General features: G+C 35.2%; 13 protein-coding genes and 3 pseudogenes. 13 read left to right on the top strand and 3 right to left on the bottom strand.

The window, feature by feature from the left end; translation table 11 throughout:
• Nucleotides 1-511 precede the first annotated feature (511 nt).
• The gene (locus J4P91_RS25910; RefSeq protein WP_207996357.1) at nucleotides 512-2,272 is read right to left on the bottom strand and encodes a sensor histidine kinase; all 1,761 of its coding nucleotides are present in this window, start codon (nucleotides 2,270-2,272) and stop codon (nucleotides 512-514) included.
• Nucleotides 2,273-2,281: 9 nt separating this feature from the next.
• On the bottom strand, nucleotides 2,282-2,986 hold the full coding sequence (locus J4P91_RS25905) for a response regulator transcription factor (protein ID WP_207996356.1): 705 nt from the start codon (nucleotides 2,984-2,986) through the stop codon (nucleotides 2,282-2,284).
• Nucleotides 2,987-3,127: 141 nt separating this feature from the next.
• Here J4P91_RS25905 and J4P91_RS25900 point away from each other — a divergent pair, with 141 nt between their 5' ends.
• Together J4P91_RS25900 and J4P91_RS25895 are read left to right on the top strand one after the other, a co-directional pair.
• Nucleotides 3,128-3,955, top strand: a complete 828-nt coding sequence (locus J4P91_RS25900) for a CPBP family intramembrane glutamic endopeptidase (RefSeq protein WP_207996355.1) — start codon at nucleotides 3,128-3,130, stop codon at nucleotides 3,953-3,955.
• An 81-nt stretch (nucleotides 3,956-4,036) separates the two neighbouring features.
• Nucleotides 4,037-4,336: a hypothetical protein gene (locus tag J4P91_RS25895; protein ID WP_207996354.1), complete on the top strand. Its 300-nt coding sequence runs from the start codon at nucleotides 4,037-4,039 to the stop codon at nucleotides 4,334-4,336.
• Nucleotides 4,337-4,774: 438 nt separating this feature from the next.
• Here J4P91_RS25895 and J4P91_RS25890 read toward each other — a convergent pair whose 3' ends face one another.
• Complete coding sequence (locus J4P91_RS25890) at nucleotides 4,775-5,359, bottom strand: SCO family protein (protein WP_207996353.1); 585 nt, start codon at nucleotides 5,357-5,359, stop codon at nucleotides 4,775-4,777.
• Between the two features lie 157 nt (nucleotides 5,360-5,516).
• Between J4P91_RS25890 and J4P91_RS25885 the strand changes: the two genes are divergently transcribed.
• The 11 genes and pseudogenes from J4P91_RS25885 to J4P91_RS25835 all read left to right on the top strand — a co-directional run bounded on the left by J4P91_RS25885 (nucleotide 5,517) and on the right by J4P91_RS25835 (nucleotide 16,480).
• The gene (locus tag J4P91_RS25885; protein ID WP_207996352.1) at nucleotides 5,517-6,779 is read left to right on the top strand and encodes a M48 family metallopeptidase; all 1,263 of its coding nucleotides are present in this window, start codon (nucleotides 5,517-5,519) and stop codon (nucleotides 6,777-6,779) included.
• 354 nt (nucleotides 6,780-7,133) lie between these two features.
• Nucleotides 7,134-7,459, top strand: a pseudogene (gene tnpA, locus J4P91_RS25880) (IS200/IS605 family transposase); the annotation flags it as partial.
• Between the two features lie 5 nt (nucleotides 7,460-7,464).
• A pseudogene (locus tag J4P91_RS25875) lies at nucleotides 7,465-7,935 on the top strand (RNA-guided endonuclease TnpB family protein); the annotation flags it as partial.
• 157 nt (nucleotides 7,936-8,092) lie between these two features.
• The gene (locus tag J4P91_RS25870) at nucleotides 8,093-9,022 is read left to right on the top strand and encodes a DMT family transporter (RefSeq protein ID WP_374192066.1); all 930 of its coding nucleotides are present in this window, start codon (nucleotides 8,093-8,095) and stop codon (nucleotides 9,020-9,022) included.
• A 201-nt stretch (nucleotides 9,023-9,223) separates the two neighbouring features.
• The gene (locus J4P91_RS25865) at nucleotides 9,224-9,874 is read left to right on the top strand and encodes an S-layer homology domain-containing protein (RefSeq protein ID WP_207996351.1); all 651 of its coding nucleotides are present in this window, start codon (nucleotides 9,224-9,226) and stop codon (nucleotides 9,872-9,874) included.
• A gap of 320 nt (nucleotides 9,875-10,194) precedes the next feature.
• A pseudogene (locus J4P91_RS25860) lies at nucleotides 10,195-10,854 on the top strand (S-layer homology domain-containing protein).
• Nucleotides 10,855-11,066: 212 nt separating this feature from the next.
• Nucleotides 11,067-12,656 (top strand): malate synthase A, encoded by a 1,590-nt coding sequence (aceB, locus tag J4P91_RS25855; protein ID WP_207996350.1) that lies wholly within the window; start codon nucleotides 11,067-11,069, stop codon nucleotides 12,654-12,656.
• A 22-nt stretch (nucleotides 12,657-12,678) separates the two neighbouring features.
• Nucleotides 12,679-13,956 (top strand): isocitrate lyase, encoded by a 1,278-nt coding sequence (aceA, locus tag J4P91_RS25850; RefSeq protein ID WP_207996349.1) that lies wholly within the window; start codon nucleotides 12,679-12,681, stop codon nucleotides 13,954-13,956.
• Between the two features lie 402 nt (nucleotides 13,957-14,358).
• Nucleotides 14,359-14,562, top strand: coding sequence for a cold-shock protein (locus tag J4P91_RS25845; protein ID WP_003195857.1), 204 nt, complete (start codon nucleotides 14,359-14,361; stop codon nucleotides 14,560-14,562).
• Nucleotides 14,563-15,073: 511 nt separating this feature from the next.
• Nucleotides 15,074-15,661: a competence protein ComK gene (locus J4P91_RS25840; RefSeq protein ID WP_017152891.1), complete on the top strand. Its 588-nt coding sequence runs from the start codon at nucleotides 15,074-15,076 to the stop codon at nucleotides 15,659-15,661.
• Nucleotides 15,662-15,886: 225 nt separating this feature from the next.
• Nucleotides 15,887-16,480, top strand: coding sequence for a TVP38/TMEM64 family protein (locus J4P91_RS25835; protein ID WP_017152890.1), 594 nt, complete (start codon nucleotides 15,887-15,889; stop codon nucleotides 16,478-16,480).
• Nucleotides 16,481-16,495 lie beyond the last annotated feature (15 nt).

Raw genomic sequence — 16,495 nt, 5'->3', positions numbered from 1 at the left:
TTCTAATGAAAACTTTGCCATAAAAAAACTACACCTCCAATTGTTAATTGTGTCTAACAATTGGGGTGCAGTTCAAAATATGCAGAAAGTATGGCGTTTTTTTGAACAAATTGATTGAGTTCTAATAAATTGGGATTGCTTTCTTAAGGATTACAACAACATATGTTAGCATGTGCATTAGAACAATTAGCTAGAAAAATTGGAAATGTACTTGGGTAATTTTGATTGGATTAAAGCTTGAATTCTCCATTATCATTTTCATCTATTTTAAGCTTTTTTTAAGAAACTCGGAAGAATAAGGGTTAATTCAAAACAAAAGGTAAAAAGCAAAGCATTTTATAATGCGAAGTTTTATGAAATGTAGCATATAGATGTAGAATTAAATATAGTAGTGAAACTAGAAAGTCCAGATGAGAACCCTTTTATGTCTATATACTAGAGTAAATGATAAATAAAGTGAAACCTTAATCAGTGATGGATTTATCATCACTAATTAGAGTTTCACTTTATTTTAGGATTCTTTTTTGTTAGTAGGCGAGAATGGAAATACCATCGTAATGGTTGTGCCTTTTCCAAGTTCACTGTCAATAGAAATCGTACCGTTATGCGCTAGAACAAGTTGTTTTGTGATAGCTAAGCCGAGACCTGTTCCAGCATTATTTTCTTCAGTATTTGTACCGCGGTAATATCGTTCAAATAAAAGTTCTTTCGTTTGTTCATCCATTCCTTTTCCATTGTCAGAAATAGAAAGTGTAAAAGAATGTTTATCCTGTCCAAGGCTTACAATGACATTTGTGGTTTCATTATTATGTTTTACTGCATTTGCTAATAAGTTCTCAATGATACGCCTGAACCATTTTTCTTCAATGGAATAATGAACTGCATTGGAACTAGGAACAAATTCAATGTTTTGATTTTGTAGTGTCGGGTTGTTAATAAATTGTAACAAGACTTTTTGGACGAATTGATTAATCTCAACTTTGACGTGCTGAGAGGGAATCGCATTGTTTTTTAATTGATACGTTAAGCTTAAGTCATCAATTAATGTTGTCATATATTGAGATTTTTCTTGTATAACACGACCAAACTCTTGAATGTCGTGTTCATTCCAGTTATATTGTTTCGATTCTAGTAATAGAGAGTACCCGTAAATGGAACTGAGCGGTGTTTTTAAATCATGTGTGAGACCAGTAATCCATTCTTCACGTGTTTGTTCAATTACTTTTCGGATGGACTCATTTTTTTTGAGTGTAATAGAAAGGTGTTCTAAAGCGTTTGTTACATCTTTAAAAAGACGGAATGACCACTTTTCTTTACCTGAACGCCGAAAGCGAACTACTTTTCCTTTTTTACTTACAGGTTCTTCATATTTTCCACTAGCTATATTTTTGAGCCAGCGCATTGCATGTAATAATGGTTTGCCAAACTTTCTTCCGTACCAAATAGAGAGAATAACTAAGTAGACAAACACGACAAGAAAAATAGATCCAAATCCAGTGAATACCTTTGTCGTTAATGCATCTTCATTCATATCAGATGGATAGTAATAATCATTTTTCACGGTTATGGTAAATAGTGTTTGATCCTCTGGATTATAAAAACTCGATATATTTTCTTTATGATTCCAAGGCTCTTTATCAGAGAGGGCGGCTTGGATCGCTGAAAATGATTTCCCCTTTTTTTCTGGATATGAAAAAATTTCTTCTCCTTTTGCATTAAACAATTGTAATGTAGCACCTTCTGCGGTAAGGTCCTTTTTTTCTTTTTCAGTTAAAGAAAATTCAGCTGTTAATGGAGAACCGTGTTCTTGTTTTAATCTTTGAAGTATTACATTACTTTTTATTGTATCACCATAAATGACAATTGCTTTCTTTTCCTCTAATTCAATGTCCCAATAAGTAAATTTATAAGAGCTTTCTATATGATTCTGTAGATAAGCAACTAATGATGTTTTTGTATAAGAAGTGGGAACATCTTCAGGAGTATTGAAGTGATAGAGAACTTTTCCTTTTTCATCTACAATTTGAAGCCAATCATTTTTGTCCTTAATGATTTCTTTTACCTCAGATCCTAATGTAACGCGTCCATTTTCTGAGGAAACGTAATGAGAAAGAGTGAAATTATCAAATTCAGGTACATTTGGTTCGTAAAGGGTTGTACTGACAAGATAAGCTAAATATCCAAATGCGATTATTACTGCAATGAGTAAAGTAAATAAGACGAAAATATGCTGTATAATAAATTGGATAATAAGTCTTCTACTTAAATTCATAGTCGTTACCTACTTTGCGATGAACTTATAGCCAAGTCCGCGAACCGTTTTTATATATTTTGGGTTACTTGGATCAAGTTCAATTTTTTCACGTAGTTTTCGAATATGAACCATGACGGTATTGTCATCACCATTATAGGCAGGAGCACCCCATACTTTTTCGTATATTTCTTCTTTTGAAAACACGTAATTAGGATGTTCACAGAAAAAGAGTAGTAGTTGAAAGAGCTGAGCTGAACATTCCACAACTTTTCCATCTACATTTAATTCAGCTGCATGTTTATCGACTTGAAATCTTCCAAATGAAATAAAGTGTGTTTCTTTCGCAGGTTGCGAGATTTGTTTCATATGTCTTCGAAGCTGAGCTTTTATACGGGCGACAACTTCCAGCGGATTGAATGGTTTTGTAATATAGTCGTCTGCGCCATATAAGAAACCAGAGACTTTATCTAAATCAGATGATTTAGCTGTTAGAAAGAAAATTGGACAATCTGTTTTTTGACGGATGATTGGACAAATATCAAAACCGGATTGTCCTGGAAGCATCACGTCTAAAATCATTAAATCATAACGATTATGTTCCACAAATTGTAAAGCTTCTTCTGCGGATGTGGCAGTTGTAATATGAGAAAATCCTTCTTTTTGTAGAATCGTAGTTAATAGTTGTAAAATTGCTGTTTCATCATCGACAAGTAAAATATTTGCATTATACAATCTGAATCGCCTCCTATTTTCATCGAATATCATAACATTTTCTTGTAAGTTATGGGATTTTTAAGGAAAATTTAAGGTTTTCTTAGCTTAAAAATAAGATTGGAATGATATGATAAATGTAACATAGGGGAGGAGATGAGTTTGAATCCGTTTTATTCGATGCGAGCACGATATTTTTTGATTGTATATCCACTACTTATTTTAATTGAACATACTAGTAAACAAGTGCTAGAAAATACATTTCATATATCACTTTCTTCTTTTACAAGCATACTTGTACTATATGTATTTCCATCCGTTTGGTTATTGTATCAATGTAAGCGTCATCGTGTACCGTTTACTATATTTATGAATAGAAGAGAATCATTTAATCTTGTACATGTTTTAATGATTACAGGAATGTTATGCCTTTTTAGTTATGGATACCTTGTATTGTATATGTATAGCTTTGCATGGATTACACCGGATTTTATTATGAATATATTACATGAACCTATTATAGGTAGTACAGGTGGATACGTATATCAATTTATAATAATAGTACTGGTAGCTCCAATTATAGGTGAATTCGTATTTAGGGGATTTCTATTTCAGCGCTTTGCGGCGAAATGGGGAACCGGAAAAGCGATGGTTATGGTAGCGCTTCTTTTTGGATGTTTGCATATTGATTTTCTCGGTGCTGCCATATTTAGTATCGTCCTATCAATAGTATACGTTCGTACGAAAAGTTTACTGATGCCAATTAGTATCCATATATTAAATAATGCGATCGTACTCATTACATCTCTTATTTTGAGTGAGGAAGAAATGATAAGCCTTGCGGATTTTTCCAATCAAACTTCATTTTTTACAGGACTGATTATCTTTATCATTGGATTAAATTTAGTACTCGTCTTTTTGTTTATTAATCGTCGTTATATGAACAAAGAGGTGCTAGTAGTATATACAAATAAAATGAGAGAATTATAGTTTGGACTTGAACTCTTTCATTTAAAGTGAAATATAGGTAATGAATAAAGAAAAAATATAGAAAGGAATGTGTATGATTCTATGAATGGGACAATACAATCAAATAAACTATTTTATTTGATTATGGTGAGTTTAATTGTAATTACAACAGTGAATGTAGGTTTTCGCTGGGATGAACCATACTTTTTTGTTTATTTAGCACTTCATCTTCTAGGGCTGCTGTGTATTGGGGGCGGAATTGTAGTTGAAAAAAGAAGTGAAGATGGAATTAATTATATATGTGTACTTGGTCTTATATTACTTCTAGCTGTACAAGGAATTATGAAATATAGCTCCATTTCTTTTCGAGATTTCAATTTCTTCGTTAACATTTTTCAATAAGGAGTGCTGAGTTGTGTTGTCGAAAAAACAAGTTGGATATGTAGTTGTTTTACTTGGGTTTATCCCGCATTAACAGGCAGTAAGCCCCCCACCTCAAAATTCAGCGAAAGCAAAAAAGATAGGTGGGGGATCAACAGCCTGTAAAAGCCCGATTGGTTCAACTAATAATCAGTGGGGGATGAAGAAAACCCCCACTGATTAAAGTTTCACTTTATCTTAATTATTGTAGGAAAAGTGCATCTAAATCATTATGAATACGGGAAATATATAAGTGGGTTCGGCCTTATTTGCTGGATTGCGAGTGCGTTTCTTATTCCAACATATGAGCCGAAGAAATATATAGAGAAATAAATAGAAAGTGTAGAATGGATAGGACTTAATTTTCGTAGCATAATTTATATAGAATAAAAAAGCCTCTTCGAATTATGAAGAGGTTTTTTATAATGCATCTTTAATTTTCTCAAGCACTTTTTTGCTGTTAAACCCGCGTTCTCCCATGCCGAAGACTTCAATTAAACGATCATGTTCATCGAGTAAATAGGAGTTAGAAGTGTGAATATAGAGCCCGCTTCCAGGGTCGCGGTACTGGAAGTTAAATGTATCTGCTAGTTTTTTCGTTTCATCTTCATCGCCGCGTAGTAAGTGCCAGCCCTTTGTTTTTTTCATTTCAAACGTGTTGGAATATGTGGTTAATATTTCTTTTGTATCGAACTTAGGATCAATGGTAATTGTAATAAATTCAATCTTTTTACCAAACAATTTATCCTTCTCTAATTCGTCTCGTAAATGTTTCATTTTGTATGTAGTAACTGGGCAAATATCAGGACATTTTGTATATATAAATTCTACGAGTTTTAGTTTCTTCGGTAGTTGATCAAAAGATAACGTTGTACCATTTACATCTTCCATGACGATTCCATGCGGTATTTCAGCAGAAGCTTTGCGATAATCTGTAAAATAGTAAATTCCAATTCCGATTACAATGACTAAACCTAATGTAAAAGTAATATAAATTTTTTTCATTTTCCAATCCCCTCCCAGTTTTATTTTAAAAGAAAAATCCAAGGATTTTTAAAGAGGGATTGAAAATTGCATGACAATTCCGATTATTAGCTTGTTCTATTTTAGAAAGAACGAACTTACAATAATAAGAGACAGGCAGCATAGAGGAGGTAGTAATGTGAAAAAGGTTATTAAGTGGTCGCTTTTTTTGTACGTTGGTTTTGCACTATTTATATATTGGTATTTATTTGGATGGAATCATGAGATTATTCCAGATATGTATAAAGGGACGAGTGCTGATCCACAGACGTTTATGAATGCAAAGGAACTTACATTAAGTCAAGATTACTCGCGCGTGAAAAACTTACTCTTTTTTTTAGCTACACCTTTAGAATGGATTATTCTATTATTTGTTCTTGTTTTAGGAGTATCAAGGCGTTTTGAAAAATGGTCAAAGGAAACGACAAAAGTACGGGTTATTCAAGTCGCTATTTATCTTTTTTATTTATCATTGCTTACAACTGTTCTCTCATTGCCACTGCAATGGCTGGGGCATCAAATATCAATTGATTACGGTATTTCAACCCAATCAACAGCGAGCTGGATAAAAGATCATGTGATTGATTTTTGGGTCAATTATATTATGATGCTTCTCATTGTTTCTGTCCTTCTATGGCTCATTTATAAATTTCCGAAGCGGTGGTGGTTAGCTGGATGGGCTTTGTCTGTACCGTTTACAATTTTTTTAACATTTGTACAGCCTGTTTTAATTGATCCGCTGTATCATGATTTTTCTACATTGAAAAATAAAGACTTAGAGGAGAAAATTTTAGCAATTGCTGACAGGGCACATATCCCAACTGAGCATGTATATGAAGTGAACATGTCTGAGAAAACGACGGCTTTAAATGCATATGTGACAGGGATTGGATCGAATTCCCGAATTGTATTATGGGATACAACGCTCCAGCAGTTAAAAGATAAAGAGATTTTATTTATTATGGCTCATGAAATGGGACATTACGTGATGAAACATATATATTGGGGTGTGGCGAGTTATATAGTGTTAACGTTTGTAGGGATGTATTTGATTAGTCGTATTATAAATATGTGTGTACGGAAATGGGGAGGCACATTACAAATTTCGAAATTGGCATGTTTCTCAATTATACCATTGTTTTTTCTTATCTCTTCCGTATTGTCTTTTGCGGTTAGTCCAGTATCAAACTATGTATCTCGTATAGAAGAGCGGGCGGCTGATCAATATGCATTAGATATGACGAAGGATGGAAAGTCTGGTGTAAAAACATTTCAATATTTATCAAAAACAGGATTAAGTCAAGTGAATCCGCCGACGTTAGTGAAGTTTTTCTTATATACACATCCGCCAATTTTTGAGAGAATTCATGCGTTTGAGGAGTATGATAAGCAGAAGAAATGAGGAGCAGCGATTGGGCTGCTTCTTTATTTGTGTGGATACAAACCCAAACCTAAACCATTTCTTTTTGGTGGGAGAGAAGATCCACCCATGCATAGAAGTGGTCAGGACCTTTTTTAGCCCCATGCCGTGTGAAAACAAAATGAGAAAATGAGTGGGTATCACCTTTTATCCCGCATTAACGGGCAGTAAGACCCCTACCTCAAAATTCAGCGAAAGCAAAGAAGTTAGGTGGGGGTCGGGCTGATAATCAGTGGGGTATGTTAGAAGATCAAAATAGATTCATTAGGAAAAAATTATCTTTATGTAAAATATGGTAAAATGTAAAGAGGGAGAGTTTGAAATGGGGGGATAAATAGAAGAAAAATCTTTCTTAATAAACAAGTAGAAGGACGTTTTAAAGCGTTGGTCAAGAAATTTACGAGAATTTAGAAATTAGAGTTATTGCAATGGAGGTAGATAAAGACCATGCTCATCTTTTTTTAAATCCTCTACCGACCATGAGCCCGGCAGATATCATGGCCAAAATCAAAGGAGTGACATCTAAAAAATTAAGAGAGGACTTTCCTCATCTTGGGCATTTGCCAAGCTTATGGACGCGTTCCTATTTCGTATCTACCGCAGGAAATGTGTCGAGTGAAACCATTAAACATTATGTCGAACAACAAAAAACAAGGGGATGACATGTATGTCACAAACAATCACAGTGAAAGTGAAACTCCTTCCAACACAAGAGCAAATCCACATATTAGAACGAAGTAGTCGTGAATATATTCGAGTTATTAATACACTTGTATCTGAGATGGTCGAAGTAAAGAAAAGCACGAAGAAAAGTACAAAAGATATTGAAGCCAATATCCCAAGTGCATTGAAAAATCAAGCAATTAAAGATGCGAAAAGTGTATTTTCTAAAAAAGTGAAGAAAAGTAAATACAAAATTGTTCCCATTTTAAAAAAGCCTGTATGCGTATGGAACAACCAAAACTATTCTTTCGATTGCACGCACATCTCTATTCCATTAATGGTGAACAGAAAATCGACTCGTATTAAGATACGTGCATTATTAGTAGATAAGAAAAATAGGAATTGGGACATATTAAAGCATAAATTAGGAACACTTCGTATCACAAAAAAATCACAGAAATGGATTGCGAACGTTTAGTCATTCAAGAATCCCACCCGTTAATCCGTAAGGGTTAGGGCTTGCGACTTTAGTCGTGGGAGTCTCAAATTTTATTTAATCCAGTGTAGGATTGAGTTGAAAATTAAGAATATTAAAATAAATAGTTGTTTCAGATTAATGGAGGTTGTTTATTTTGCTGCAAAAAAGTACCACAAATATGTTATTTCATTCAAAGTCGATGCCAGCTATAAAAATGATAATATCGATGTCTATTTTTGGCTCAATCGGATTTTTCTCAGTTAAAACAAATTTACCATCATTTGAATTGGTGTTTGTTCGTTGCATTTGTGCCACTATATTTTTAACGTTATGCTGGATTGCAACAGGTCAGTTTAAAGAAGAGAAGTGGAACAAAAAAGAAGTAATACAAATACTAGCTTGCGGTTTCTTTCTTGTTTTTAACTGGGTGTTTCTATTTAAAGCTTTCGAAGTAATGTCAGTAACAATTGCAATTTCTGTGTATCATCTTGCGCCAATTATTGTATTAATAATTGGGAGTGTTGTGTTTAAGGAAAGATTAACTTTACTATCTGTTATTTCGATTCTTATTTGCTTTGTAGGCACTGTGTTAGTCGCAGGTATGGATGGAAGTGTATCTATAGAGAAACTGATGTCCTCTGGAATGGTTTGGGCGCTACTTGCAGCGTTATTTTATGCATTTACGACTTTATTAGGGAAAGGAATTAAACAGACGAGTGCGTATGCAATGACATTTTTGCAAACCTTTTTAGGCATATTTCTATTGCTACCATTTGTAGACTTTGGGGCATTTCAAGGTTTAACACAAAGCAATTGGATAGCAATTACAGCGACAGGACTTATTCATACTGGTTTTGTTTATTATTTGTTTTTTGATAGTTTAAGAGATTTACCAACAAGGCTCATTTCTGTATTAGTGTTTTTGGATCCAGGTGTAGCAATTCTATTGGATACAGTATTTACTGGATTTCGTCCGACTACAATGCAGACAGCAGGAATTATTCTTATTTTTGTTGGGATGGCGTTTACTTTCCGGAAACCGAAAGCAGGAAAAAAAGGAGTCAAGGAAGAAGTTTTCTTTTAAGAGACTTGCATACAATTCGAATTTTCTAACATGGATAGAGGGCGAATTGGCTCTCCTTTAATAGTGAAGTTCACAATAATAGATCTTAGAGATAGTTAGTTTTATTCATATGGTTTGGAAGTGCATCATATGTAATATAGATTATCAGATTCAGTCTATTATGTTTCTATTTAAAAAAATAGAATTGAAGGAGAGAGAGCCATGAAGAAAAAAATATTGTGTGCGATGGCTGTAGCGGGGATGATGAGCAGTATATTTGTAAGTACAAATGCGATTTCTGTAAAGGCAGAAGAGTATCCAGAGATGAAGGTATTTGAAGATGTTCCAGAAGGGCATTGGGCGTTCGATGCGATTTATGATTTGTCGTATCACAAAATTATTGAAGGGTATGGAAATAAAAAGTTTGGTATGGGAGATCCGGTGACACGTGAACAAGTAGCTCTCGTCATTTTTCGTACGCTGAAGCTAGAGAAACAAGGGGCATTAAATAATCCGTATCGAGATATTAATAAAAATTCAACAATGTTTCTAGAAGAAATATTGGCACTAACAAAGCTTGGAATTTTTAAAGGGGATGAAAATGGAAACTTCAGGCCTAAAGCACCGTTAACACGTGCGGAAATGGCGCAAGTTCTTACGAAAGCATTTGAATTTGAGATAAAGCAAAAGCATACGTTTCGTGATATACCTGAAAATTTCTGGGCAAAGGATGCGATTAGTGCATTGCAATCAAACAATGTGATAGTAGGAACTGGAAGCGGGAAGTTTGAACCAAGAACGATCGTAACGCGTGAACAATATGCGCAGTTTTTATATAATGCCATCATAAATTACCATTTGAAGGAAGAATAAAAGGTAAGTAGAGTTTAAGAAAGCTCTTTTAATTAATAGGAAAAGCGCAATTATAAAATAGTTGCGCTTTTTGTGTTTTTAGAAAGAATAAGGTCATATTTCATATTTTAAACGGATATTTTATTGAAAATCCGCTTGTTTTGTCGGTTTTGTACTTAAAATAATTGATTTACAGTAGATTTATTATCAATCTACTAAACAAAACATAAGGTGTAATATGATTCACAATTTTGTAACTTATAGCATAAAAAACTATATTGTGCCTGTTTTGTTAATTATTTATATTAAAATAAAAATACATATATAAAGGGGTCAATTTTGTGAACAAAAAAATTTTAAAAGTGGTAACATCATTAACAATTATGGGTGGCGTTTTGTTAAGTACAGATAGTGCTGCTGTAAAGGCTGAACAAAAGGTAGTACAAAAATCAGATCAAATCATATTTCATGATGTTCCACAAGGACACTGGGCATATGATGCGATTCATGATTTAGCAAATGAAGGGATTATCGCAGGGTATGGTAATGGGATATTTGGTATGGGAGACAATGTAACACGTGAACAAGTAGCTAGATTAATATACCTTACTTTTGGTATAGAAGAACAAGATGAATATTAGAATCCATATGGAGATATCGATGAAAATTCAACGATGTTCCCAGAAGAAATATTAGCTTTAACAGAGCTCGGAATTTTTGCAGGTGATGAAAATGGGAACTTTAGACCGAAAGCAACATTAACACGTGCAGAAATGGCACAAGTTATTACGAATGCTTTTGAATTAGAAGTGAAAGCTCCTCATAACTTTACTGATGTTCCAGCGGACCATTGGGCGAATGATGCAATTAGCGCGGTACAATCAAATGGGATTGCTGCGGGGGTTGGAGAAAGGAATTTTGCCCCAAGTATGAAAGTAACGCGTGAACAATATGCGCAGTTTTTATACAATGCAATCATAAATGATCCTTCTGCAGAATAAGAAAAAGTGAATGTATAAAATAGGGCAGGTGTTATATAACACCTGCCCTTTTATTGTATAAAAAACTAGACTGAATAAGAGGATGAAACCGATGTTTCATAAAAAAATAAGTTAAATTTTCAAAAAACTCCTTCCTTTTCCGAAAATTTGTTATATAATATAAAACATAAAATCAAATCTGTTATAAAACAGTTTAAGAAGGAGATGCTAATATGTCGACGCAAACTTCACGGGTTACACTCGCTGGAGAAGTATTACCGGCGTATGGAGAAATTTTGACACCGGAAGCGCTCACTTTTTTAAAAGAGTTGCATGAGAATTTTAATACACGCCGTAAAGATTTACTGCAAAAACGTGTGGAAAAGCAAAAAAGAATTGATGCGGGAGAGTTTCCGAGCTTTTTACCAGAAACAGCACATATACGTGCTGGAGATTGGATGATTGCACCACTTCCGAAAGATTTGGAAGATCGTCGCGTGGAGATTACAGGGCCAGTAGATCGTAAGATGGTTATTAATGCTTTAAACTCAGGCGCACATCTTTTTATGGCAGACTTTGAAGATTCTAATTCGCCGACTTGGCACAATACGATAGATGGTCAGATTAATTTAAGAGATGCGGTTAAGGGAACGATTTCATATAAGAACCCGGGTGGCAAGGAATATCGTTTAGGTGATAAAACAGCTGTACTTATCGTTCGCCCACGTGGTTGGCATTTGGAAGAAAAACATATGTTGGTCGATGGAGAAAAGATGTCAGGTAGTCTTGTTGACTTTGGTTTGTACTTTTTTCATAATGCGAAAACACTATTAGAAAAAGGAAGCGGACCATATTTTTATTTGCCGAAAATGGAGAGCTATCTAGAAGCGAGATTGTGGAATGATGTTTTTGTGTTTGCGCAGAAATATATTGGGATTCCGAATGGGACGATTAAAGCAACTGCTTTATTAGAAACAATCCACGCTTCTTTTGAAATGGATGAAATTTTATATGAGCTTCGTGACCACTCAGCAGGACTGAATTGTGGGCGCTGGGATTATATTTTTAGTTTCTTAAAAAGCTTTCGTAATCATAATGAATTCTTGCTTCCGGACCGAGTACAGGTGACGATGACAGCTCCGTTTATGCGCGCGTATTCTTTAAAAGTGATTCAAACGTGCCATCGCCGGAATGCACCAGCAATGGGCGGAATGGCAGCACAAATTCCGATTAAAAATAATCCGGAAGCAAATGAAGCTGCTTTTGAAAAGGTGCGTGCTGATAAAGAACGTGAGGCTTTAGATGGACATGATGGGACTTGGGTTGCCCATCCGGGACTTGTACCGGTTGCGATGGAAGTGTTTGATCACATTATGAAAACACCGAATCAAATTTTTAGAAAACGTGAAGAGATTTGCGTAACAGAAAAGGATTTATTAGAAGTGCCGGTGGGAACGATTACAGAAGAAGGTCTTCGTATGAATATTAGCGTTGGCATTCAATATATTGCATCGTGGTTAAGTGGCCGCGGGGCAGCACCGATTTACAATTTGATGGAAGATGCAGCAACGGCAGAAATTTCACGAGCGCAAGTGTGGCAATGGATTCGTCATGAAGGCGGGAAGCTGGATGACGGTCGCAAGATAACATTTGCTTTAGTAGAAGAATTTAAGGCAGAAGAGCTGGCAAAAATAGAACAGGAGATTGGTAAAGAAGCGTTTGAGAAAGGTAGATTTGTAGAAGCAACAAAGCTCTTTACTAATTTAGTGCAAAATGATGAATTTGAAACATTTTTAACATTACCGGGTTACGAGATTTTATAAAAAGGAAAAGGGGATGGAAGAGATGAAAAACGAAAGAGTACAAAAGTTACAAGAAAGCTGGGAGTTAGATGAACGTTGGAAAGGGGTAACGCGTCCTTATTCTGCTGAAGATGTAATTCGTCTTCGTGGATCGATTGATATTGAACATACATTAGCACGCAAGGGAGCAGAGAAACTTTGGCAATCGCTTCATACAGAAGATTATATTAATGCGCTTGGCGCGTTAACAGGAAACCAAGCGATGCAGCAGGTAAAAGCAGGATTAAAAGCAATTTATTTGAGTGGTTGGCAAGTGGCAGCGGATGCCAATCTATCCGGGCACATGTATCCAGACCAAAGTTTATATCCAGCGAACAGTGTACCAGCTGTTGTAAAACGTATTAATCAAACGCTGCAACGTGCGGATCAAATTCAGCATATGGAAGGCAGCGGTGATACAGATTATTTCGTGCCGATTGTTGCGGATGCTGAAGCTGGATTTGGGGGGCAATTAAACGTATTTGAATTAATGAAAGGTATGATTGAGGCAGGAGCATCAGGTGTGCACTTTGAAGATCAATTATCTTCAGAAAAGAAATGCGGACATTTAGGCGGAAAAGTATTACTGCCAACGCAAACAGCGGTGCGTAATTTAATATCTGCAAGACTCGCTGCAGATGTAATGGGCGTGCCAACAATTATTGTAGCAAGAACGGATGCAGATGCTGCAGATTTAATTACGAGCGATATTGACCCAGTTGATCAAGAATTTATTACAGGAGAGAGAACGCCAGAAGGGTTCTACCGTACAAACGCAGGGCTTGATCAAGCGATTGCACGCGGCTTAGCATATGCACCGTATGCAGATCTTGTTTGGTGTGAAACATCTGAACCGAATTTAGAAGATGCGAAGCGTTTTGCGGAAGCAATTCATGAGAAATATCCAGGGAAATTACTAGCTTATAACTGTTCACCATCCTTTAACTGGAAACAAAAATTAGATGAAAAAACAATCGCAAACTTCCAAAAAGAAATCGCTTCATACGGATACAAATTCCAATTCGTAACACTTGCAGGATTCCATGCGCTAAACTACGGTATGTTTGAATTAGCACGTGGCTACAAAGAACGAGGAATGGCAGCATATTCTGAATTACAACAAGCAGAATTTGCAGCAGAAGAGCACGGCTACTCTGCAACGCGTCATCAGCGCGAGGTTGGAACAGGCTACTTTGATGAAGTAGCACAAGTGATTACGGGTGGCACATCTTCCACAACAGCTCTGAAAGGTTCTACGGAAGAGGCGCAGTTTACGAAATAAGTGAGGAAGTGGGTGTCAATTTATGGCACCTGCTTTTATTTTGTATTTATCCCGCTGTTTGAGGGGAGCTGAAGGATACTTACTTGTGAAAAAGCCCGATTGGTGAAAGATTTCCGTCAACGAGGGAGGAAGAAAATTTTCGCTGGTAGAAGTCGTACTTTATAAGGGATACCAAAAATTAGAAAATTAGATTTTTAAAAAATATTGTACATTCTATTTTAAGTATGCTATGATTATCTCAGTTGAATAACTAAATCAAGCAATCCATATATTATCAAGTGCTGAAAACGAACGAGAAAAAGTATGTGAGAACTGTTTTATGTTTCGTATTTGATAATGTGTGGATTCTTTTTTTATGTATGAAGACTAAAAAAACTTATATTTTCTTAGGAGGAAATAATTATGACAGTAACAGGACAAGTAAAATGGTTTAACAACGAAAAAGGTTTCGGTTTCATCGAAGTTCCAGGCGGAAACGATGTATTCGTTCACTTCTCTGCAATCACAACTGAAGGTTTCAAATCTTTAGAAGAAGGCGAAAAAGTTAGCTTCGAAATCGAAGATGGCAACCGCGGACCTCAAGCTAAAAACGTTGTAAAACTATAATTTTATAGTATGTGATGAAAAAGGATGGCTTATGCCATCCTTTTTTTGTTGAGAAATTTGTAATCATTTTCCTATCGAAAATATGTAGTAGAAATTAATATTTTTTATTAACAATACATAATAAATTAAAACCAAATTCTATTTTGGATGGAAGATAGAAGTTTCATTTTCTCTGTAAGAGGGATGGCGTAAATTGGTGTGTAAATACTTAGAAAATGAGTGATTTGTACAAGATTACTGAACAATGTACCTTAAACGAGATTTTGCTATGTTACAAATATTTCAAAAAGAAAAGATTGTATTTTTCTATAGCACTACATCTTTTTAAGCTAAGAGAATAAGTGGATTTTATGTGGATATTTATATGAAGAAATATGATGAATTTTTAAAGTTTTATAAGAAAATGTAAAATATTTGAAAATATGAACAATTTTGTTTTTAAAATGATACAATTATCCATGCAGCTGCTGTTATGAATTGTAAGAAAAAATAATGAAGGAGCGAATGTAGGATGGGTGAACAAGCAGAACGCTATGTCGAAAATTATGTCGTAAACAAGAAAACTATGGCCTTACTTCCAGTTATTTTAGGGGAAAAACGTATTGTAACGAGAGTGGTTGAAGTAGAAGATTCTTTTTTCATGTTTCAAAAACCTCTTGATATTGTAGAACGAAGTTGTCGCAAGCACGGATCTAGTTTTTTAGGCAGAAAAGATGGTACAAAAGAGTTGACACGTATTACGCATAAAGCACCCATTGCAATTAGCCCGACAGATCAGCTCTACTTTTTTCCTACCTATTCTTATTCTAGAAAGGAATGTGCTTGGTTGTCTCACTTTCACATTGCAAATAATAAAGAACTAGCAGATGGTAACCTAATCATTCGATTCATCAACGGTTTTGCAGTGAAATTAGAAATGTCAAAGAGCAGTTTCGAGAATCAGCAAAACAGAACCGCAAAACTTCGGACAGAGTATGAGGATCGTAAAGATAAACAAGGAAGGCTTCAATTTAAGCCCATCGATAAAGAAGATGAATCTGCATTGAAGCCTGCATATGAAAAAGCGTATCTTGTGAAAGAAGAGGACATAAAGGAATGATGATTGATAAGTGGAAAGGATGGGACAACCATCCTTTTTTATTTTTTTAATATGTAATATTCTGTCAAATTATAATAGATTATCATACAATAATAATGAAGGATTTCTACATAAAAATATGGAACATTAATAAATACATCTCCATATGTCGTATCTACCATTTCCTCTTTCGAACAAGCAGTGATAAAGTAGGGATAGGAATATAGCAAAGGGGTAAATCGTAGAATGGATTTTCAAACAATCAAAGAATATTTTTCAGAAGAAAATATGGATCGGGTTGTCGAGGCTTATAGAGCATTTGGACCGCTTCTTGGCATTGGTTTGCCGATGATAGAGGCGCTTATCCCGGCACTGCCACTTATTTTGTTTGTGATGGCGAATGCAGTTGCTTTCGGGTTTTGGTTTGGCTTTTTGTATTCATGGCTTGGATCGGTTCTTGGTGCATTAATTGTATTTTCGGTTATTCGTCGTTTTGGACGAAGTCGATTTTTCTCGTTTGTGAATAAACATCCGAAAGTGCGCAAAGCGATGGGATGGATTGAACGAAAAGGATTCGCACCTATTTTTGTATTATTTTGTTTTCCTTTTACGCCGTCTGCACTTATTAATGTTGTGGCTGGCTTATCCCGTATTAGCAGACGACAATTTGTGTTAGCGTTAGCGCTTGGAAAGTTAGTCATGATTTTGATTTTAAGTTATATTGGGCATGATTTAGCTTCTTTTATCCATAATCCTGTGAAAACAATTATTGTTATAGGTGTCATCTTTATTTTATGGTATGTCGGTAAGAAGATTGAGGTAAAGCTAGAACTACATTAAGACTAGTCTTCGCTG

Origin of the sequence: Bacillus sp. XF8 (genome assembly GCF_017498755.1) — a bacterium.
Lineage (GTDB): Bacteria > Bacillota > Bacilli > Bacillales > Bacillaceae_G > Bacillus_A > Bacillus_A bingmayongensis.
Note: the sequence above shows the minus strand (reverse complement) of the source record. Positions and strands in the feature narration are given on the sequence as shown.

Coding starts and splice junctions, on each gene's coding strand:
- J4P91_RS25910 (WP_207996357.1), bottom strand. CDS start 2,272: ATGAATTTAAGTAGAAGACTTATTATCCAATTTATTATACAGCATATT.
- J4P91_RS25895 (WP_207996354.1), top strand. CDS start 4,037: ATGAATGGGACAATACAATCAAATAAACTATTTTATTTGATTATGGTG.
- J4P91_RS25890 (WP_207996353.1), bottom strand. CDS start 5,359: ATGAAAAAAATTTATATTACTTTTACATTAGGTTTAGTCATTGTAATC.
- J4P91_RS25865 (WP_207996351.1), top strand. CDS start 9,224: ATGAAGAAAAAAATATTGTGTGCGATGGCTGTAGCGGGGATGATGAGC.
- aceB (WP_207996350.1), top strand. CDS start 11,067: ATGTCGACGCAAACTTCACGGGTTACACTCGCTGGAGAAGTATTACCG.
- aceA (WP_207996349.1), top strand. CDS start 12,679: ATGAAAAACGAAAGAGTACAAAAGTTACAAGAAAGCTGGGAGTTAGAT.
- J4P91_RS25845 (WP_003195857.1), top strand. CDS start 14,359: ATGACAGTAACAGGACAAGTAAAATGGTTTAACAACGAAAAAGGTTTC.
- J4P91_RS25840 (WP_017152891.1), top strand. CDS start 15,074: ATGGGTGAACAAGCAGAACGCTATGTCGAAAATTATGTCGTAAACAAG.
- J4P91_RS25835 (WP_017152890.1), top strand. CDS start 15,887: ATGGATTTTCAAACAATCAAAGAATATTTTTCAGAAGAAAATATGGAT.